15 protein-coding genes and 2 pseudogenes are annotated in these 20,213 nt (G+C 62.7%); 9 read left to right on the top strand and 8 right to left on the bottom strand.

Annotation, left to right across the window (positions count from 1 at the left end):
* Positions 1–230: 230 nt before the first annotated feature.
* From M2432_RS27360 to phoU, 3 genes and pseudogenes are all read right to left on the bottom strand, one after another.
* On the bottom strand, positions 231–3,104 hold the full coding sequence (locus M2432_RS27360) for an FAD-dependent oxidoreductase (RefSeq protein ID WP_280829994.1): 2,874 nt from the start codon (positions 3,102–3,104) through the stop codon (positions 231–233).
* A 434-nt stretch (positions 3,105–3,538) separates the two neighbouring features.
* A pseudogene (locus tag M2432_RS27355) lies at positions 3,539–3,619 on the bottom strand (phosphate transport system regulatory protein PhoU); the annotation flags it as partial.
* A gap of 485 nt (positions 3,620–4,104) precedes the next feature.
* Complete coding sequence (gene phoU / locus M2432_RS27350; protein WP_280829993.1) at positions 4,105–4,752, bottom strand: phosphate signaling complex protein PhoU; 648 nt, start codon at positions 4,750–4,752, stop codon at positions 4,105–4,107.
* A 429-nt stretch (positions 4,753–5,181) separates the two neighbouring features.
* On the opposite strand from phoU, the gene M2432_RS27345 reads away from it, so the two are divergent.
* Positions 5,182–6,417 carry a glycosyltransferase gene (locus tag M2432_RS27345; protein WP_280829992.1) on the top strand — a complete coding sequence of 412 codons (1,236 nt, stop codon included), beginning with the start codon at positions 5,182–5,184 and terminating at the stop codon, positions 6,415–6,417.
* A 51-nt stretch (positions 6,418–6,468) separates the two neighbouring features.
* Positions 6,469–7,167, top strand: a complete 699-nt coding sequence (locus M2432_RS27340) for a GAP family protein (protein WP_280829991.1) — start codon at positions 6,469–6,471, stop codon at positions 7,165–7,167.
* 43 nt (positions 7,168–7,210) lie between these two features.
* Here the strand turns inward: M2432_RS27340 and M2432_RS27335 are convergent, their stop codons facing one another.
* The 4 genes from M2432_RS27335 to M2432_RS27320 form a co-directional block, all read right to left on the bottom strand.
* The gene (locus tag M2432_RS27335) at positions 7,211–7,351 is read right to left on the bottom strand and encodes a hypothetical protein (protein ID WP_280829990.1); all 141 of its coding nucleotides are present in this window, start codon (positions 7,349–7,351) and stop codon (positions 7,211–7,213) included.
* Positions 7,352–7,372: 21 nt separating this feature from the next.
* Complete coding sequence (locus M2432_RS27330) at positions 7,373–7,600, bottom strand: hypothetical protein (RefSeq protein WP_280829989.1); 228 nt, start codon at positions 7,598–7,600, stop codon at positions 7,373–7,375.
* A 393-nt stretch (positions 7,601–7,993) separates the two neighbouring features.
* Positions 7,994–8,821, bottom strand: coding sequence for a helix-turn-helix transcriptional regulator (locus M2432_RS27325; protein WP_280829988.1), 828 nt, complete (start codon positions 8,819–8,821; stop codon positions 7,994–7,996).
* Between the two features lie 310 nt (positions 8,822–9,131).
* Positions 9,132–9,959: a helix-turn-helix transcriptional regulator gene (locus M2432_RS27320; RefSeq protein ID WP_280829987.1), complete on the bottom strand. Its 828-nt coding sequence runs from the start codon at positions 9,957–9,959 to the stop codon at positions 9,132–9,134.
* Positions 9,960–10,092: 133 nt separating this feature from the next.
* On the opposite strand from M2432_RS27320, the gene M2432_RS27315 reads away from it, so the two are divergent.
* From M2432_RS27315 to M2432_RS27305, 3 genes are all read left to right on the top strand, one after another.
* The gene (locus M2432_RS27315) at positions 10,093–10,845 is read left to right on the top strand and encodes a hypothetical protein (protein WP_280829986.1); all 753 of its coding nucleotides are present in this window, start codon (positions 10,093–10,095) and stop codon (positions 10,843–10,845) included.
* Between the two features lie 97 nt (positions 10,846–10,942).
* On the top strand, positions 10,943–12,550 hold the full coding sequence (locus tag M2432_RS27310; RefSeq protein ID WP_280829985.1) for a CoA transferase: 1,608 nt from the start codon (positions 10,943–10,945) through the stop codon (positions 12,548–12,550).
* Between the two features lie 166 nt (positions 12,551–12,716).
* Complete coding sequence (locus M2432_RS27305; protein WP_280829984.1) at positions 12,717–14,162, top strand: CoA transferase; 1,446 nt, start codon at positions 12,717–12,719, stop codon at positions 14,160–14,162.
* 1,242 nt (positions 14,163–15,404) lie between these two features.
* Here M2432_RS27305 and M2432_RS27300 read toward each other — a convergent pair.
* Positions 15,405–17,711, bottom strand: coding sequence for an Hsp70 family protein (locus M2432_RS27300; protein WP_280829983.1), 2,307 nt, complete (start codon positions 17,709–17,711; stop codon positions 15,405–15,407).
* A gap of 77 nt (positions 17,712–17,788) precedes the next feature.
* Here M2432_RS27300 and M2432_RS27295 point away from each other — a divergent pair, with 77 nt between their 5' ends.
* From M2432_RS27295 to M2432_RS27280, 4 genes and pseudogenes are all read left to right on the top strand, one after another.
* Positions 17,789–18,214: a hypothetical protein gene (locus M2432_RS27295; protein WP_280829982.1), complete on the top strand. Its 426-nt coding sequence runs from the start codon at positions 17,789–17,791 to the stop codon at positions 18,212–18,214.
* 132 nt (positions 18,215–18,346) lie between these two features.
* Positions 18,347–18,439, top strand: a pseudogene (locus M2432_RS27290) (transcriptional regulator); the annotation flags it as partial.
* 58 nt (positions 18,440–18,497) lie between these two features.
* Positions 18,498–18,635, top strand: a complete 138-nt coding sequence (locus tag M2432_RS27285; protein ID WP_280829981.1) for a hypothetical protein — start codon at positions 18,498–18,500, stop codon at positions 18,633–18,635.
* An 839-nt stretch (positions 18,636–19,474) separates the two neighbouring features.
* Entirely contained in the window at positions 19,475–20,122 is a 648-nt protein-coding gene (locus M2432_RS27280; RefSeq protein ID WP_280829980.1) for a DUF4190 domain-containing protein, read from the top strand.
* The last annotated feature ends 91 nt before the right edge of the window (positions 20,123–20,213 follow it).

Genomic DNA, 20,213 nt, shown 5'->3' with positions numbered 1-20,213 from the left:
CGAGTACGAAGCCGCGTTCTACGATGCCCAACGGAACGACCAACCCCTGGTCGAAATCCAATAGCACGAGCCTCCGGGGAAACCAGGGCGTTTCAAAGATCCTCCGTAGGGCTACCCAGAGTCTGCGTTCCTTGCCTACGCTAGCGACTTGCGCTGATACGTCCGACGCATACCACCGTCACGGACAACCCTGCTTGTCGCTCGAGAATCTGTGATCGAGTGCCAGCTCCTCAGGCGCGCAACAGCCAATGGTCTGCCGCCGCTGGGTTGAAATCGCCGTCGTTCCAACGTGTCTGCTTCAGGGCGTGAGCGCCCACCTTCCATAGAAACGCGATCGCGCGCGGATCCTTCACGTGCTTGCCGAGTTTTGCGACTTGCGCGCGCACCGGCAGTTGACCAAGCAGCGGGTGACGCCGCACAAGGCGCGCATAATCCTTGAAGTCGAACTGCCCGCGCTCGAACGCTGCATGAATTGCGTCGGCGGCTGCTTCGCCATAGCCGAGCGCAAATGAGATGCCTTCGCCATAAAGCGGATCGACTCCCGCAGCATCGCCGGCGAGGAGGACGCGCTGCACGGAAAGCGGGCCGCCGGGATTGAATGTGCGAATCGGATGGCCCTTCAGTTCGAGCTCCTCAAGATCGAGGCCACGCGACTCTAGCGACGATGAGAGCGATGCGCGAAGCGCAGCGCCCTCCAGTTGCTTTCGCGAAAGGCCATCGTAGACACCACGATTCATGACCGGCTGGCCGGCGATCATGCTCGGAAAGTCCCAGTAATAACCAGCCAGCCCCGTTGTAACGCGACCGAACTCGAAGACGGCGACACCGTCGCGAAACTCGGGTGTGCCCTCTGGCTCGGGCGTGAGCACCTCGAGCAGACGTGCGACATGGTTGGCATCGCGCAAGCCGAGAAGCCGACGCACGGTGCTCTTCGATCCATCGGCAGCCACCACCACCCGCGCGCGAAATGCACCGCGATCAGTCGTCACGTGCACATAGTCGCGATGTTGAACGAGTGCCGTGACCTTCTCTCCCTGCCTGACGCGCACGCCAGCGTCCTCGGCTTTCTTCACAAGCCAATGATCGAAGACCTCACGCCTCGAGATACGCAACACCGGATTGCCGCGAAATGTGCATGCTTCTCCGCCGTATACGACCCGCACTTCGCGCACGGGAACGTGCGGTACATCGAAGGACAGGCCCATCCGCGTGAGAACTTTCGCCCCGAGGTGCGTGACCGCGCCTCCGCACAACTTGTGGCGCGGAAGCTCTGCGCGATCAACCATAACGATCCGATTCGCCCACGACGCGTCCTTGCGCAGGAGGTTGAGGGCCGTCGACGCGCCCGCGGGGCCGGCGCCGATCACGAGAACGTCCACCTCCAGCTCGCCGTCGTGCGCGGGGCCTGCGTTCGATGGCATGGTCGCGACTGGTGGCGTTGGTTTCTTCACGCCCGGCGTAGAGCCGAGCATCGGCGTGAGGATGTGCGGAAGGCCGCGACGGAAGCAGAGCTCGTCGAACTTTCGCTGCGGCGCGAAGATACCCGGCTCGTTGAGTGGCCAGATTGCGCACGGCGCGGCAGTGCTCCCCGAATCTTGGATGATCGCATTCACCGCGCGACGTGCCGCTTCGTTCGCGCCCTCCATGGTCGCGATGTCGGTGTGCGTTCGCACGTAGTCAGCGGCGAGCATCAGATTGGAGATACGGGTGGTCGCCTCGGGGCGATTCCACCACGAACCCACCGTGTTGACCAGGAGCGGCTCTTGATTCGTGAGGCGGCCATCCTCGTCAGGCGTCACGCTGTCCGCAAGATAGAAGTGGAGCAGGTCGTCATCGGCGAGCGCGCGCTGCCCTGAAGCAGCGACGTGCGCTTTGACCTGCTCCCAGATCTCGTGGCGGATCTCGTCCACCGTGCACGCGCGCGCGGGCTTTTTCACGAACGTCCCAGGCTTGGACCAATCCGAGAGGCAAATGGAGAGAAGGCCTTCGGCGCGGCCGTCGCCGAACGAGCGCATCGTTCCCGGCGCCCAATATTGCGGATGCGAAACGCACGTGAGTGCCCACGGCGCATGCAAGAAGATGACGTGGCCCGGAGCGAGGGGTACGTCGAGCCGCATGAAGAGTTGTGCGCCGGTCATCCACTCGGTGGTGAGCCGCGCGATCTTCGAGAGCGCGGGATCGGCCGCAGCGATGTTCTCGTCGACAAGCAGCGTCATGCGCTCGGCTGGCACGGCGGCGACGTAATAGTCGGCGTGTACGACACCGCCATTCGCGAGACGCGCACCAGTGATCAGACCGCTTTCGCAGTCCAGTTTCACTGCTCGAGAATCGAAGCGAAAGTCGACGCCACGCTCGAAGAGGTACTGCAGCCACGGGTCGAGCCATGCGTCGTGCGTCGGGCCGTTGAGCACGCGGGCGACGCGTGTGCCCCGCTTCATGTGGTCGATCCAAAGCTGCAGCCCGACGCTCACCGTCGTCCGGGCACTCGCGACACGCGGTTGCATCGCCACGAGCGCTTGCACGGCGACCTCACCGAAATAGAGCTGAAAGTTCGGGTGCCTCTGATCGCACCCGAGAAAGTCCCAATACGTAACGTCCTCGTATTCCGCGAGGCGTCGCTCTTTGCAGCTCGTCATGAACTGCAAGGCGCATCGCAAGAACTCACGCGTGTCCTCGATCGGGATACCCATCTTTCCGTACCACGCGTTCGGATGCATCGCGCGGATATCGTCGAGTGACCGGGGGAAGTGCGTGACCATGTCGAACCCCTGGCCGTCGGTCTTCAAGACACGCGTGCGATCGGTGCCGACGAGATTGTCGAACACACCGTTCGGATTTTGCCCAAATGGGATGCGCCTCATCGTGTCCGGCAAGTGCCGATAGAACGAAGGGAAGAACCGGAAGCCGTGCTCACCGGGTAGGCCGCGCCGACCCGGGGTCGCCGTGCCGGGTACGAAGATGCTCCGGGCCTTGCCGCCCTGGGTGTTGTTTGCTTCGTAAACGGTGACGCGGAACCCGCGTTCGGCGAGCTCGTGTGCTGCGCTCATCCCTGCGACGCCTCCGCCCAGAATGGCGACGACCGGCGACGCCTTGCGCTGATTCATGACGCCGAACCCGCTGGAAATCGAGGTTGCCGGTAAAGCCCGCGAGGATAAACAGCGGCCGCTGAGGAGGGGAGCGGCGTCACCAATTCCATTGCTGGGGAACATGTTTGGGTCTGTCGACTCATTCGCATGATTATGTTCCTCTCGCTCATTCTCATCGCGCTCACAACTAGGCCAGCGAGGTCGGGGCCTATTCCGGTGCGTCGTCACCTGAACGGCATTGTGGTGTTATCGGGCTGAACTCTATGGCGCCCGCAGCATTGCGGCCTGCGTAGTCGACTACTCGAATTCAGTGAGGACGCTTCCCGTGTATCGCGGTCCCGAAGCGCCGAGTTGTGACCACGTCGAATGGCTGGTTTGGTGTACAGTCGGAGTCACTTGTTCGGGCCGTCGCGCACGAAATTCTTCGGCACGTTCTGGGCGATCACTGAACCCAACAGGGTGACATCCACGGCTGCCACGACGCCGTGCTTCCATTCCTTATCTATCAAGACGCTGAACAGCTCCCTGTGAAGCCCAGCAGCGCGAATACCTCGTAACGGCTTCTTCACAAAAATTGACCGGTTTGTAAAGTTGCAACAGAATCTATATGTCGCATCGCAATGAGGGCATCGCAAGGTAACTAGGAGCACACCCCGTGAGCACTCCCGCAGCACCCACACCCCCTGTGACCAGGCATTGTCCGGTGTGCCAGACGCACCGCGCCGTCTCTCACCGGCAGGGGCGCAACTACTGGGTGCTGCGGTACTGTCACCACGTGGTGACGGTGCTGATTAGCGAGAAAGGGCACGAAGGAGTGCAGGCTGGCCCACCTCCACCAGGGACGATGGGTTAGAGAACCTCACGGCGCCGTGTTCTCCGAGACGCGCTATGCGCTGCATTTGGACTTGCGTATTGGTGTACAACACGATCCGGTGCCCAGGGTGAGGGCCAGTCGTTTGTGCGAACGTGGCTCTGGGGGCCGGGACGCGACAGGTGCCGAAGTGACCGGTCACATGTTCTACGCTTCGACCGCTTCCCCTGTCGCCTCAAAGACAACGCGACGCCCTATCTCTACGGCGTGGTCCGCGAAACGTTCGTAGAACCGACTCAGCAGGGTGACATCCACGGCTGCCACGACGCCGTGTTTCCATTCCTTATCTATCAACACGCTGAACAGCTCCCTGTGAAGTTGATCCATCGCATCGTCATCCCGGCTGATCTGAGCAGCCTGCTTTGGATCACGCGAGAGCACAACGTCTTTGGCGCTGTTGCCGAGGTCTACGGCAATCCGTCCCATCTCGGCGAAGTAGCGTGTGACCTCCTCGGGCAAGGCATGGTCGGGATGGCGGCGGCGAGCGATTTTGGCGACGTGCAATGCCAAAGCGCCCATCCGTTCAGCGTCGGCCACGCTCTGGATGGAACCAAAGACAATGCGCAGGTCGCCGGCGACAGGTGCCTGCAACGCGAGCAACGCAAACGCAGCTTCTTCGATGCTGGTCTGCAGAAGGCAAAGCTTGTCGTGGTCGGTAATAACCTGTTCGGCCAGCGTCAGGTCCGCGTGTAACAACGCCTGCGTCGCACGGTCCATCGCCGAACCGGCGAGGCCGCACATGGTGCTGAGCATTTCAGTCAGCAAGTCCAGTTGTTCATGGAACGCCGTGCGCATAGTCCATCACCCTAGAACCCCGTGTAGATCGAGCGCACCAGCGTTGGTGAACTGGTCATGAACGCAATCTTTCCGAATAATCGAAGAAGTTGCCCTGGGCGGTCCAGGGAACCAGTCTTGATCGCAGGACGATTCCTGATAAGGGTGACTATGCCGCGATCCGGTTTGCTGACGCGGCGACAGATTCTCTGGACTTCTTGGGGTAGACGGTAATGGTAGCGACGCAGAGGAGTGGTGAACCATCGACGGGCAGCGCCACCATTGCCGAGGTAATTCCCCTTACAGAACCGCCTGAGTGGGTACCCGCACGCTGTGCTCTAATGGCTGCGTGTTAGGCGATAGGGCGAATTCCTCAAACCGGACGGGTCGGTTTTATCGGCGCCGCCACCGGCAGTCTGACCAACACATCGGAACGGGGCAGGTCGCCGGATGAAAATCGCCGTGGCAGTCCACGGTACCCGCGGAGACGTCGAACCTTGCCTCGCCGTAGCGCTGGACCTTCGCGATCGTGGGCACGAGGTGCGCTTTGCGTGCCCACCCAATCTCGTCGGCTTCGCTGAGGCTTCCGGCCTTTCGGCGGTCGTCGCCTACGGCGTGGACTCCGACGAACAAATGCAGGAAAATGCGCCGCAGGACTGGTGGAAACTGAAGAATCCCCTGACCACTGTCCGCGAAGGCCGAGAGTATATGACTCGGGGCTGGTCAGATATGGGCGCGGTGTTGGCCGGTTTGGCCGATGGCGCCGACGTCATCCTTACTGGTACCACCTACCAAGAGATCGCCGCCAATGTCGCGGAACACCACGGCATCGCGCTTGTCACGCTGCATTACTTCCCGATGCGCCCAAATCGCCACATCCTCCCGTTCGCCTTGCCACGCCAATTGATCCGTCCCGCTTTCGGAGTGGCCGAATGGGTGTTCTGGCGCGCCCAGAAGGAAGCCGAAGATGCACAACGAAGTGCCCTTGGGCTGCCCACAACCAGGATCAACTCTGTTCGGCGAGTCGTCGAGTGCGCGACCGAGATACAAGCATACGACGGGCGACTGTTCCCGGGATTGAACGAGGAGTGGTGCGGCAAGCGGCCTTTCGTCGGCTCGATAACACGTGAGTTTGTGACCGAATCGGACGAGGAAGTGGCATCTTGGATCGCCGCCGGTACACGGCCGATCTATTTCGGATTCGGCAGTACGCCGGTCCGGTCCCCCGCCGAAATCGTCACCATGATCACTTCGGTCTGCGCCGAACTGGGCGAGCGGGCGTTGATCAGTGTCGGGTCATGGGATCTGAGCGACATCCCGCACGCCGACCACGTCAAGTTGGTGAAGGCGGTGAACTACGCCGCTATGTTCCCCCTGTGTCGTGCAGTCGTGCACCACGGCGGAGCAGGCACGACCGCCGCAGGCATAAGATCCGGGGTTCCCACTCTGATATTGTGGTCAGTCGCAGACCAGCCCATCTGGGCCCAACAGGTGAAACGCCTGAAAATCGGTGCATCGCTTCGGTTTTCGCGCATAACCCCGGGCAGGTTGACTGCCACCCTGCGCTCGATCCTCACTCCTGAATGTCTGGCTCGTGCACGGCAGATCGCTACCGAGATGACCGAACCCGCGATGAGCATCACCAGCGCTGCAGATATCGTCGAAGTAGCTGCTCGCAGAGTTTGACTCCTCAAGTCGGACTCGGCTTGAATCCGATAGTGGGTAGACTCGGCACGCATGTGGGTGACCGTGCTGGTACTGGCCTTGGCAGTGAACCTCGAACCAGCCCGGATCGGCATCATTACGCTGATGCTCAGCAAGCCTCGACCGATTGTGCATTTGCTGGCCTTTCTGCTCACGACCTTCGCGGTGACAACCGGAGTCGGGCTCCTTGTGCTGTTCGTGTTTCACCGCAGCCTTCTCACCGGGCTCAACATCAGCGGTGCGAAGGTCCAGATCGGCATGGGCGTCATCGCATTGCTCGTCGCCGCGGTGCTGGCCATCAGCCAATCTCGACCCCGCTCAAAGGTCGGCGTCGATCCGGCTGGGGCGCCCTTGCAGCAAGCTCCGAACCGAGCGTTGACCACGCTGTCGACAGTCACCCGACGCCTGGTACATGCGGACTCGCCATTGCTGTCGGGCGCGATGGGCCTAGGTGTCGCGGTGCCCTCGGTCGATTACATGGCGCTGTTGATGTTGATCGCCGCGTCTGGCGCCGCACCGATCGTTCAGGCCGGACAGCTGCTCAGCTTTGTCGTAGTGGGCAACATCGTGGTTGCCATTCCGCTGCTATTGTCCATGTTTACCCCAGAGCGAACACGTCAATGGGTGGCGTGGCTGCAGGGCTGGGTGTCCTCACGCACCCGCCGAGATTTTGCGGTGTTGCTCGCTGTGATCGGCGTGATCATGGTCGGGGCCGGGATACACGGCAGCTAACCCGGTGAAACGACATCCGCTCTGTGAAGCGCATGGCGAACGGTCAGTCGATGATGCCGGTGAGCTCGAACTCCGCCAGCGTCTTAGTCGCCAGGTCGCGCAGTGCAGGTTTCGAATTCTCGCCACCAGGCTGATAGGCGACGACGCCGATGGACACCTTGCCCGAGATGCGGCCCGACACCACAACGAGCTCGCCGTTGGCACGTTAATGCTCTCGTCTGGTCATCTGTTGATTCACGCCGCGCAGGTAGACGTACTCTGCGTCGGTGCCGTCAGGTCGCGCGACATCGGGGGAAAGATCACCCATGTTGGAGCACGACACCGGCTGGCCGTCGAAGCCCAACAGCGCGGCAGCGATCCGCTTCAGCGCCCATTTCGGGATCAGCGGTAGCAACGGAAAGAAAGACCGCGCCTCTTCCGCTGTCTCTCGCACGGGTGGTGCAGTCGGCGGCCGCCAGGATCGGTCTGGTTTAGAACCAGGGGCCCGCATCCCTCGCGATCCCGTGTCCCGCACCGTCGCCCGACCCCCTCGCCCTCTCCCCCAGCCACCCAGTCCGCGCAGCGCCAACTGGGCGGCTGTCTTTTCTTCGGTGCGCCCCAACATATCCGGCGATCTGCCTGCGCCGCCGAAAACAAGTGGGCTGCATCGGGATGGTTCGACATAGCCCAGCAAAGTCCACCACCCGTCGTAGCAAGTTCCCTTACGCGGCCCATTGGCCGGGCGGACGCGCCACAGCCGGGCCGTTGCCGCTGCTCGAGCCGACTCACAGGTATTCGAAGTGGACGCCATGTCGGCGGAATGCATTGGCCTGATCGACCCCGTTTGTCAACGGTCAGACTCCGAATTTTTTCGCAGCGATGCGCGTAGCTGGTCGAGTGCGCGCATCGATGTGCTGTTGGGCGGTGAGTGGTAGGTAATGATATGTGCGCCACCGGTATTGGGCAGGTCAAGCTTCGTCCGGGTCAGGTAGAGATCGCCGACCTCTGGATGCCGCAAGTGGGTGATGCCTTTGGTGTATCCGACGTCGGCGTTTTCCCAGAGCTTCTTGAATCGCTCGCTGGCACTGGACAGTTCGCTGATGAGTGCGAGCAGCCGGGGATCGTCGGGATCCTCGGCAGACAGTGCCCGTAGGCCCCCAACAGCCAGGGCGGTCGCTTCTTCCCAATCGGGAAAGACCTGCTTGGCCGCGGGATCCAGGAAGCGCCAGCGCGAGAGATTTTGTCCCACTTGAAATCCTGGGAACAGCGCGCAAGCGATCGGGTTTGCCGCCAGCACATCTTGATACCGGCTCACGACGACCGCCGGCATTAGGAACTGGTCGATCAGTTCCGCGATCGCAGCCGAAACATGCTCGTGCGGCGCGCGGTGTGGCCGGGAGGTCGGGTAAGCGAGCTGATGCAGGTGCGCGGTCGCTGTGGCGTCCATGCGCAGTGCCCGGGCGATCGAGTCGAGGACTTCGGTGGAGGGGTGTCGGTCGCGGCCCTGCTCCAGGCGTTGTAGGTACTCGCTGCTGATACCGGCCAACATGGCCAATTCGTCGCGGCGCAACCCCGCAAGTCGCCGTCGCGGCCCCGGCACCAGTCCCACCTCGGCGGGGGTCACCCGCGCGCGCCGTGCCCGCAGGTACTCGCCCAGGTGGTTGGCCTTACCCACATGTCCAGCCTAAACGTCGCCCCGCCGCTACCAGCCTCAACGGGTCTACCCAGCCCTGGCCGCGGCGGCGCGAACCGCGATTGTCGAAACGAACAGCCGTCAGGCGTTTACAGCAGCCTCACAGGCTGGACGTGCCGTGCCAAACGCGATGAACCTTGACTAGTTACCGATTGCAGCCAACTCGGCGCGCACCGGGTCTAGTGCAGCCACCACATCGGGGTTATCGGGGTCGTAGCCCTCGGCTCGGATCGCGGCACGTTCGCTCGCATCCATCACGGCTTGGACGCCAGAGATGCACAGATTTCATTTCTCAGCGGTGAGGCACCGAATTGTTTGGCAGCGATGCACGTAGCTGGTCGAGCGCATGTGCCGTTGCGCTGTTGGCTGGTGCGTGCCAGGTGAAGATGTCTTGGCCGGGTGCCTGGGCGAGGTGGAGCTGGGTGTGGGTGAGGTATAGATCCCCTACCTCTGGATGGCGGAAGTGGCCGATCGCTACGGGGGATCCCACGTCGGCCTGTTCCCACAGCTTCTTGAATCGCTCGCTGGCACTGGACAGTTCGCTGATGAGTGCCAGGAGCTGGGGATCGCCGGGATCATCGGCGGAGCCTTCCCGGAGGAGCCGGACGGTCACGGCGGCCGCGTCGTCCCAGTCGGGAAACAGCTGCTTGGCCGCGGGATCTACGAAAAGCCAACGCGGGATATTCTGTCCCACTTCATATCCCGGTGACAACGCGCAGGCGATCAGGTTTGCGGCCAGCACGTCTCGATACCGGTTCACGACGACCGCAGGCACGCGAAACTCGTCGATCAGTTCTGCGATCGCAGCCGAAACATGCTCGTGCGGCGCGCGGTGTGGCCGGGAGGTCGGGTAAGCGAGCTGATGCAGGTGCGCGGTCGCTGTGGCGTCCATGCGCAGTGCCCGGGCGATCGAGTCGAGGACTTCGGTGGAGGGGTGTCGGTCGCGGCCCTGCTCCAGGCGTTGTAGGTACTCGCTGCTGATACCGGCCAACATGGCCAATTCGTCGCGGCGCAACCCCGCAAGTCGCCGTCGCGGCCCCGGCACCAGTCCCACCTCGGCGGGGGTCACCCGCGCGCGCCGTGCCCGCAGGTACTCGCCCAGGTGGTTGGCCTTACCCACATGTCCAGCCTAAACGTCGCCCCGCCGCTACCAGCCTCAACGGGTCTACCCAGCTTCCGCTGCGGCTCGACACGATCGACAACAACAGAGCCCCACGTTCTGCGGTCCATTTAAACAACGGAGAACCATCATCATGACCAGCACAGCATTAGACACGCCCAAGTCTGACCTGCTCGACACCGTCATTACCGCGCACGGCGACCTCGACCGCTGGCGCTCGCTCGACCAGCTGACGGCTAAGGTCTCCGCTGGCGGTGTGCTGTGGGGCCTCAAGGGCCAGCCCGGCATCCTCGATCACTACACGCTCACGCTCACACCGAACCTGCAGTCCGCGTCCCTGGCGCCGTTCGCGGCCCCCGACCTCCGCGCCACTTACACCCCCGAGCGCGTCGCCATCGAGACCGTGGACGGCCGGCTAGTCGAGGAGCGCACAAACCCCCGCGCCTCTTTCAGCGGCCACACCCTCCAGACGCCGTGGGACCGGCTGCACGCGGCGTACTTCGCGGGCTACGCGATGTGGAACTACCTCACCGAGCCGTTCACTTGGGCCGAGCCGGGCTTCGCCACCGTCGAGCTCGAGCCGTGGCAGGAGGACGGCGAGACCTGGCGCCGCCTGCAGGTGACCTTCCCCGAGCGCATCGCCACCCACTCGCGCGTGCAGACCTACTACATCGACCCGCAGGGCCTAATCCGACGCCATGACTACCGCGTGGACATTCTCGGCCCGGCCGAGAATGACTCGGCGCACTACACCTGGGGTCACCAGAGCTTCGACGGCTTCGTTTTCCCGACGCATCACTCCGTGCACCCCACCGATGAGAACGGCCGCAAGGTGGCCGAGCCGGTGATCATCTCCATCAATCTTGAGGACATCGCCCTGTCCTAGGGAAAACACGCTTCCTGCCAAGGGATTACAGAACCGCGGCATCGAAGAAACACGATCGAACAACTAGCAAAGATCTCTCAGAAGAAGGAGCACCAAAATGATCACCGATCCCTTCCAGAAGAAGGCCTATGACGCGGTCGCGGCCGCACTTCCCTTCGCGATTGATTCGTCGAAGATCACCGTGGAGCCTGGAGCGTCGTACCTGCCGAGCCCGATCAAGCTGCACGACTACGCCGTTGGTGTCATGGGCGCGCTTGGCTCGGTCGTCGAACATCTCGGCCGCGTTCGCGGCTTGCCGACGCAGACGATGACGCTTAACCGTCGGCTGGCTGGGTTTCATCTCAACGAACTGCAGACCCAATTCATCAACGGCTACTCGGTCATGCTCGATACCTGGCCAATGGGCGCCGACAACGGCGCCTATCGCACGAAGGACGGGCGCTACGTGTGGACGATTGGGCTTTTCCCACACTTGGTCAACGGACTGCTGGGCCATCTGCGGTCCCCGAACAACCCGGAGGCAATCCAGGCCGCGATCGAGAAGTACACCGCGCAGCAGCTCGAGGATGAAGTCGCCGGTGGGCTCAACCTAGCGGCGGGCGTGGTGCGCACCCAGCAGGAATGGCTGGCCCACCCCCAGGGCGCAGCGACGGCCAAGCTGCCGTTGTTCGACATCCACCAGCAGGGCATCACCAAGACACGCGTGCTGGGCAACGCCAAGTATCGCCCACTGGAAGGCGTGCGGGTGGTTGACCTGACCAACGTCGTTGCCGGTCCCACCGCCGGGTTTGTGTTGGCCGAGCAGGGCGCCGATGTCATCGCGGTCCGTAAGCCCCTCGGTGACTGGGTAACCCCGATCTGGCTGAGCGTCAACTGGGGCAAGAAATCCATGCTCATCGACATCAAGAGTCCCGACGGTAAGAAGCGCTTCGTGGACCTGCTCGCCGACGCGGACGTGTTACTCAGCAGCCAGCGGCCCGGCGCGCTCGACCGTCTCGGCCTGAGCGATGGGGAGCTGCGGGAAATCAATCCCAACCTCGTTTATGGGTCCGAATCCTTCGCCTCCATTGGTACGCCGTGGGCCGCTCGCCGGGGATTTGAGCAGATTGCGCAGGCGGTCACCGGCACCGCGCACCTGCATTCCGAGGGTGTGGGGCTGCAGGCTCCGACCGTGACTCCCGCGCTGATGAATGATCACCTCACCGGCTATCTGCTGGCCATCGCGGTGGTGGCTGCGCTGGCCGAGCGGGAAGAGCACGGCGGTTTCTGGCACGTCGATACCTCGCTGACACGCAGTTCTACGTTCGGCAACGAGCTCGTTGGGTCGGTCGACGACGAACCCTATGCGCCGGTCACCGAGCAGGACCTCGTCGAGCACGGCGTGGACCAGGTCAGCCCGTGGGGCACCTTCACGCGTTTCGCTCCACCGGTTGCATTCAGCCATACGCCGTCGATGGCGCTCCGCCCGCCGGCATGGCCTGGCACCGATCCCGACACCATCGGGTGGACGGCGAACCCGGCCGGCGATGGGCCACCGCAGGTGCCGCACTATCCGTCGAAGTTGGTGCGGGAGGGCCGCATTCGCAATTTCGTGCCCAATTTCGGCATCGAAGATCGCGGTGATGGCGGCGGCGACGTCGGCCTCGTCTCCAAGCCGGAGGCGCTCGAAGCCCAGCTGAAGAAGTACGCGGCAGCCCGCGTCTAAGCCTCGAGCACCTGGGCCGAGGCCAGCGCGAGAACTAGGTCAGCCGAGTTCTCACGCTGAGCCTCTCCGGTCGCAACACAAGAAAACACGTTTCGTGCCAAGGAATTACAACCGCGGCATCGAAGAAACACAACCGAATAATCCCGCCACATTGAAAGGAAACATCATGACCAGCAATACCTCTAAGAGTTCTGGAGGCTTCGACATCGACGCGGAGTTCCGCTCAGTGATGCACGATCTTGGACTGTCCCCCGAGGACACCGGCGGCAGCATCACTTTCATCGGCGAAGACCCGATTTTCCCGAGCAAGCATCGGCTCGGGGCGTGTGTCAGCATCCCGATCATGGCCGGGGCGGCGGGAATCGCCGAAATTTGGCGCCAGCGCACCGGGCGTGGCCAGGACCTGACGCTGGACCTGCGCAAGGCCATCCACGGCATCAACCCGATGTACAAATTCGGGCCCACGGTCAGCGGCTACCCGTATCAGCTGCCGTATTGGATCGACAACCCAATGGGGTTCGATCTGTACCGGACCAAGGACGGCCGGCTCTTCCTGCCCACGGGCGCCTACCCGCGCCTGCTGAACGAAATGGCCAGTTTCCTGCACTGCGGGCCCGACCATGACCAGATCGCCGAGGCCGTGTCCAAGTGGGACTCCGCCGAACTCGATGAGGCGGCTGCCAAAGCGGGGCTCGTCTTCGCCATCGTCCGCACTCCCGAGGAATGGTTGGCACACCCTCAGGGCAAGCAGCTGGCCGAGAAGCCGCTGGTGGAGATCATCAAGATCGGTGACAGTGATCCCGAGCCGTTCACCCCGGCGGCGCGTCCGCTCTCGGGGCTGCGAGTGCTGGCCGCCACGCACGTGATCGCCGGCAACGTCATGGCCCGCACGCTGGCCGAGCACGGGGCCGAGGTACTTCAGATCTCCCACCCTGAGGAGTTTGAGAACGAGGGCCTGATGCAGGACCCCTGCGCCGGGTTCACCTCCTCGGCGTGGCTGGATCTTAAAGATCCTGAAGCCCTCAAGAGGGCCTACGAACTGGCCGCCGACGCGGACGTGTTCGTGGAAAGCTACCGCGGCCGCAAGATTGCGGATCTGGGGATGTCGCCCGAGGAACTGGCGACGCGCCGCCCCGGCATCGTCTATGCCTCCGTCAAGGCCTACAGCCACGACGGGCCCTGGGCCGACCGTGGTGGGTTCGACATGGAAGCGCTGTGCGTCAGTGGGTTCGCCACCTTAGAGGGAACCCCCGAACAGCCCAAGTTCCCCCCGACGTACGTGATGAACGACTTCATCGCCGGCTACCTCGGCGCGGCGGGAATCCAGGCCGCGCTGATCCGCCGGGCCAAGGAGGGCGGCAGCTACGAGGTGCGGGTTAACCTGGCGCGCTGCGCGATGTGGTTCAACTCGTTGGGCACCTTCGACACGGACGTCCCGGGGACGGGCGAGGAGAACCAGCTGCTGGCGCCGGACAGCATCACTGCCCAAACTCCCTACGGGGAATTGGTCCGACTGGCCCCGCCGGTGCAGTTCTCCGAAACTAAGCCCTATTGGCGTGACCCGGTACTTGTGGTGCGCGGGTCAAGCAAGCCGGCATGGACAACCGTCTGAGGCTTCGGAGACCCACGGGCTAGGCCAGGACCGCCGGGTTAGTTCAGCCAACCCGGCCCCGCGGCAATCAAGAGAATGATGAGTACGAATCCCTTTCCAGGGAAGACGTACGATGCGGTCTTCGTGTGGATGCACACCCCACCGCGCTCGTCGCCCGGCAGGGGGTGACGAGCGCATGTCGCGCGAAGGCATTACTACGACCGGCATTACCGCAGGGTGCATGAAGGTGATGCCGTTGTGTACTCCACGTCGTCAAGGCACCGACCGTCCGCATTGCGTCCGCAGTAGCTTCGACAGCGGTCCTCCGTTGCCAACGTCGCCAACGATGTGACGTGCTCTTTTCCCGAGCTGCCAACGCTGCCAATCGCTGAAAACGCCCAAGTCGACTCGTTCGCATCGAGTAGGTCAGCCCAACCGGTCGATGGTGATGGCGTTGGCCATGCCGCCGCCTTCACGCATCGTCTGCAGCTATGGACGTGACCACTTACATCAAGGGTCAAGTGGTCACGCGAGCGACCTGCGAGTGACCACCTGATAAAGAGTCAAGTGGTCATACGCGCCGGAGCCGGCGTGATCGCCGGGCGCACCGCGACGCGATGGACTGGGCGCCGACGCCACATGGTCCGACCTGCCCAACCTGAGCCACGCCGCCTGGCAGATGCTAAGGGCGGCAACTACATCCGGGCGGTCGCCAGTGTGCTGGGGCACTCGTCGATCACCGTTACCTGCGACATCTACACGGAAACCGCCCGCGCCGCGCTGGACAGGCTGGGCGACGCGATCGGGCTGGGCCAAAAAAGTAAGGGTACCCTTCAGGGGTTATAAAGCGGTTATGGTACCCCGAGGGGTATGGAAAAGGCGGCTCCGGATTTCGCCGAAACCGCCTCTGACCTACTCGTTCACTGTCGGGCTGACAGGATTTGAACCTGCGACCACTTGACCCTCAGCTATGACAACGGAGTTCACACACGTGTTCCCATGCCCACCGGTGCTGACCTCTACGCAGGTCAGCGACTGTTTTCTACACCCCTGGACACCGGCGGACATGGAGAGACAACTGCCGAATCTTGGCCTGGTTGGCGTACGCGTTGGCGTACGTTCCAATGTCTGCCGGGTTCATGGGGGCAGCACTCCCGTACTCCCGGTGCGGGACGTTCGGCACGTTCCGAGTCATCAGCCAGCACCACATTTGCCTGATTAATACGTGCTTGACTTACTCCGAATTGCTCTGGTGAGGCGCGTCTATTTCGACGCGGCTGGTGGCTCTGTGGTCGTGTCGACGATGTTGATTTTGGCGTCGCGAAGTGCTCGGCTGACCTTGGCGGTTACGGCGTCCACGATCGAGCTGGCGGTTGATCGATCGCCGGCGTACATCGCGATCGAGATTGCTCGTGCTCGCCAATGAAGGGTTTCGTTCCGATAGCGATCGCTGCGTTGGATTACGACGTTGGGCTCGTGGCCTTGAATTGTTCGTAGAATTTTTTCCACGGTTGACGTCAGATCGGTTTGCTCAGGCCCATAGATCTCCTCGATCAAGATCTGTCGCGCTGCGACTGGTTCGGAAAGCGCGATCGGCAGTGCCGCCGGCAGCCCGGGTCTTGTCGACGTCTCGGTGTCGCTAGATATTTCGAGATCGGTCCCCAACACGCGGGCAACGACATGGACATCGCTATTGAGGTCGATGTCGGCCTCGACCTCGAGCAACGGTGGGTATCGACCTCCGGTCGGGACGTGATCGATGATCATCTCGGCGACAGGAACACGACGACTGCCGTGTTCGGCGAGTCGCACCGAGATGACGGATTGCTCGTTGGTCGTCGTCAAGTGGCAACGGCGCCGAGTCGGGATCGTTGTCCCAGCGGGAACGACCACGACGGACGCACCGGATTGGGTCTCCACAGCGATGTCATGCGCGCGGGCGTCGAGCAGAAGTATGTCCGTGACCGATCCCGTGAGAACACCTGCCTGGACGGCGGCGCCAAGGGCCACGATCGCGTCAGGTGTCAGGTCCCGGCGGGCACGCTTGTCGAAGTAGTGTTCGGCGCTCTCGCGAACCATCGGTGTTCGTGTCGCCAGCCCGACCAGCAGCAGTTCATCGATCGAGTCGACAGCCACCCCGCAGCCCTCAAGCGCTGTCCGGCACGCGTCGATCGTTGCGTCCGTGAGGTGGTAGGTGAGGTCTTCGAACTGATGACGCGTGATCGGTACCGCAAGGTTGTAGGTGCCGCCGGCGTCACCGTGGATGAACGGCACGGTAACCGTGCCGGCGTCGACGCTCGACAGTGCGACCTTCGTCGTCTCGCACGCATCCCGTATCCGCATCAGCGCAACAGGATCGGCGCTGAGATCCACACCCGTTTCGCTCAGGAACTCCGCGACGCAATAGTCAGCCAGGGCGCGGTCGTAGTCGCGTCCACCCAGATGCGCATCGCCGACAATCGATCGCACCTCGACCACGCCCTCTCCGGTTTCGAGCACGGACACGTCGAACGTGCCACCCCCGAGGTCGAAGACAACGACCCTCCTCTCTGCATCGTCCAAAGCGATTCCCCACGCGAGACACGCGGCTGTCGGCTCTGCTACCACTCGCAACAGGCGTAGATCGGCCAATCGGGCCGCCTCGGATAAATCGGCGAGCTCGGCCGCAGTGAACGACGCAGGAGCGGTGATCACGGCACCGCCGATCGGATCGCCGAGATACTCCGCCGCGTCATCTCGGAGTTGCTTAAGCACGTACGACGCCAGTCGCGGACCCGAGTAAGCGACACCATCTACGTACAGCTTGCGAGTTGTGCCGAATAGGCGCTTTGGGTACAGCTCGGCCCGGTCCGGATGCACCAACGCCAGATTTCGAGCCACCTCCCCCACCACTACGACTCCGGCAAGATCGATGCCGACCGCCGACGGGGTACCCAACTGCCCCAAGCGATTTGCTACCAGTTGCGGCCGTCCGTTGTCGAGGATTGCTACCAGCGACGTCACGGTACCGAAATCGATCCCGACGCACGGGCCCGGCCTCCACCCCGCACCTCCGCTCGAACCCGAATCAGCAGAGACATTGTCCGCGCCGAGTTGACCGATCGGCTGCCGCACGGTCGTCGCGTTGCGCCACGCAACCTGCGCCGGCACACCGTGAGGCGTCTCACGCACCGTTGGCCGCGAAACCGCCCGACCCATTCGGGCAAGCCCACCCAGCAGACGGCGAAGATTGTCCTCCGCGTCAGTCGTCGTCAGATCGGCGAAATGAAGGTGCGCGACGCTGTTCGGCAGGTCGACCCCGACTTCGAGCAGAACGGGAACCACGGGCTTGCCCAGCTCGATCGCCCGCGCCAACTCCCACGCGCACCACTCAGACGCAATCGACGCCGACGAGATGGCGTACAGGAAAGCGTCGCACACCTGAATCTCATCCTGCAGCCGGGCCTTCCAGTCCTCGCCCGCAAGAATGAAGCCATCAAACCAGCCCTGGTGCCCCGCATCCAGCAGCGCCTTGTGGACCAGCCGCAGGCGCTCGCGATCCGCGCGTGCGTAGCACGTGAACAACCGCAACGGCCGACTCCCTTCAACCCTGCACCGTTGACGAGCGTAATTCAGTCCGTTGGAGCTTAGTTCGGAGACAAGCGGGCGTGCTTGCAGCTGAGTCCAGTAGTCCTGACGAGAAAGAAGCTCAACGGCAGCGCTTGGCACGCTCGACCATCGAACAACGCATTAACGCTCCACCGTTTGCGGTGGTTGCTAGTAAATCCGGTATTTGTTTGTCCAGCAATCGATTATGTTGCTCGTTGGCCACTACTGTGACGTCTTTTTTTCTCTTCTGGTCGTCGGCAGCCAAAAAATCGGAGTGGGTGCTCAAGGAGTTGCACTACGCGATGGCTCGCAACGGTGGCGATGAAGAGAAACCCTCCGAGATCCTGCCCGTCATCATCGAAGGGCCGCCTCCCGTCGATCCACCACCAGAACTGGCCGCCCTGCACTTCAACGACCGCATGATCTACTTCATGCAGCCCGCACGCGACAACTGGTTTTCGCGGCGACGCCGACGCGGTAGCTAAGCGCCCGGCCCGTGACGGAAGGGGATTCGATCAGCTCACGGGGGTGCGCTCAGAGTCGACGGACAGCTGTGCGCCGACGATCTCGACCAGGTCGGCGCGGGTAAACGCGGCCTTCTCGATCTTCTCCGCCGGGGGGAACTGTCGCACACCGAACTCGGCACACTTCAGTCCTACGTCGCCGCGCTCGGCAGGAATCTGCGAATCGTTGCCGACTTCGGCAAGTGAATCATCCCGGTGAGTCCGGAGACACCCGATTCGGCGTTCGCACACTCCAGCGCGGGCCGTGCTTCGACTAGATCTACACCTTGTCGAGCACGAGACGGTCGAGGCGGCCCAGCTGCTGATGCAGGATCAGGACCTGGCGCTGCTGGCGTCGGTCCCGGTCACCATCCGTGACCTGTTCCCTTTACCCACCGGCTAGTTCATGCGGCGCTGTCGGGCATCGACCCCTGACGCCAATCCGTAGTGGGGAGTCGCCAATCCAGACGGGGAGTGCCCTGTGCTGCTGGCCCCCCGCAGGGGGCCCAGCAACCGAGATAGTTCTTCGCACCAAGTGTGTCGTCCGTTCGGACGAATCTGCCCACGATATTGACGTGCCTGTAGGTCGCATGCGGGATGCGTTGTTATAACTCTGCCAGCGAGTTATCGGGACCCTGCCAGCCAGTACCTCGGGTGCGCATTCGCTCCCTAAGTCATAACCATGCCCACCTGTTCCACTAGGAAGTTCTATGAACACTGTCCCCACCCAGGTGGAGCAACAGCCCTCACCCCACCGCATCGGCCCACTCGGCGGAGTCATTCATATGCAAGCGGAGCTACAGGAACGGCACCTCGGCTTCGCAGTTATCCAAGCGGATAAGCCCGGAGAGGATCGGCTCTGTGGAGGGAATGCGATGAGTCGCAAGACCGGGCAAGTGGGCGGTGATCGCCATGAGGTTTAACCCGCCGCCAAGCTGGCCCGCGCCACCACCGGGTTGGAGGCCAACGACAGCCTGGAAACCGAACCCTGCATGGGGACCCGTCCCGCCTGGCTGGGAGTTATGGGTTGATGATGTGCCATCGGGGGCGGAGCAGCGTGACCGTGACGAGCACCGGAGCCAGGCAGAGGCCGCTGATCCTCGTCCTCATGACGAGCCTAAATCGGCACTTGCACCTGCACGCAGACCAACGAACGGGATTGCGGCAGAACAGCAGCGCTATGCGGCACCGCGTGCGAAAGCGACGACGGGAACCGCGACAGTTGTCTTCGGTGCGCTCTCTATGCTCACCGTGCCGGTCTACTTCCTATGGCCGATCGCCACCATCGGCGCTATCTGGTCGGCGAAGACAAACCGACGGCGGGTTGCCCAGCTGTGCGGGGTGCAGGCGGCAGCCGCCGCATTGATCATTCTGGGGACCTTTGGTGTAATCCACTGGACTGACCATCACCGCTACGACGGCAGTGTTTCGCCGATTTTGATTCTCATTTTTGCTGGTGTCGCAGTAGGCGGTTTAATTTTCTACAGCGCTGCGATCGGGATAATCGTTGAGGGCCGTCGCGCACGAGCCGCTTCGTCACTGGCAGCAGAACTCGCCGGTCCAGCGCCGATCGGGCACACTATCGACGGTCAGCCGATCTATCCGGTGGTCGGCTACACGCCCGACGGCGAGCCCGTCACCGCCGACCGCGCCGTCGGTGTGCATCCAACAGCGGTTGGTACCAATACGATGGCAATAGTTTCATTGATCGCAGCCTGGAACTTCTTCCCACTGGGCATCATCTTCGGGCACATCGCGCTGTCGCAGATCAACCGCACCGGCCAAGGTGGACGGGGTTTGGCCATCGCTGGGCTGGTCCTGGGCTATCTGACCCTCGCTGCCACAGTCATCGTCGTCATAGCGCTGGTATCCGCCACTTCGCACTTCTAGCTGTACTCGGCAGGGACGTTGTTGACGATTCGGCTGTGAGAAGGGAGGACCTCCGGGCTTAGTGGAGATGTCTGACGTCTTCACACACTCG

Source organism: Mycobacterium sp. OTB74, assembly GCF_029892685.1.
In the GTDB taxonomy this organism is placed as follows: domain Bacteria; phylum Actinomycetota; class Actinomycetes; order Mycobacteriales; family Mycobacteriaceae; genus Mycobacterium.
This window is presented reverse-complemented; position numbering and strand designations above follow the sequence as displayed.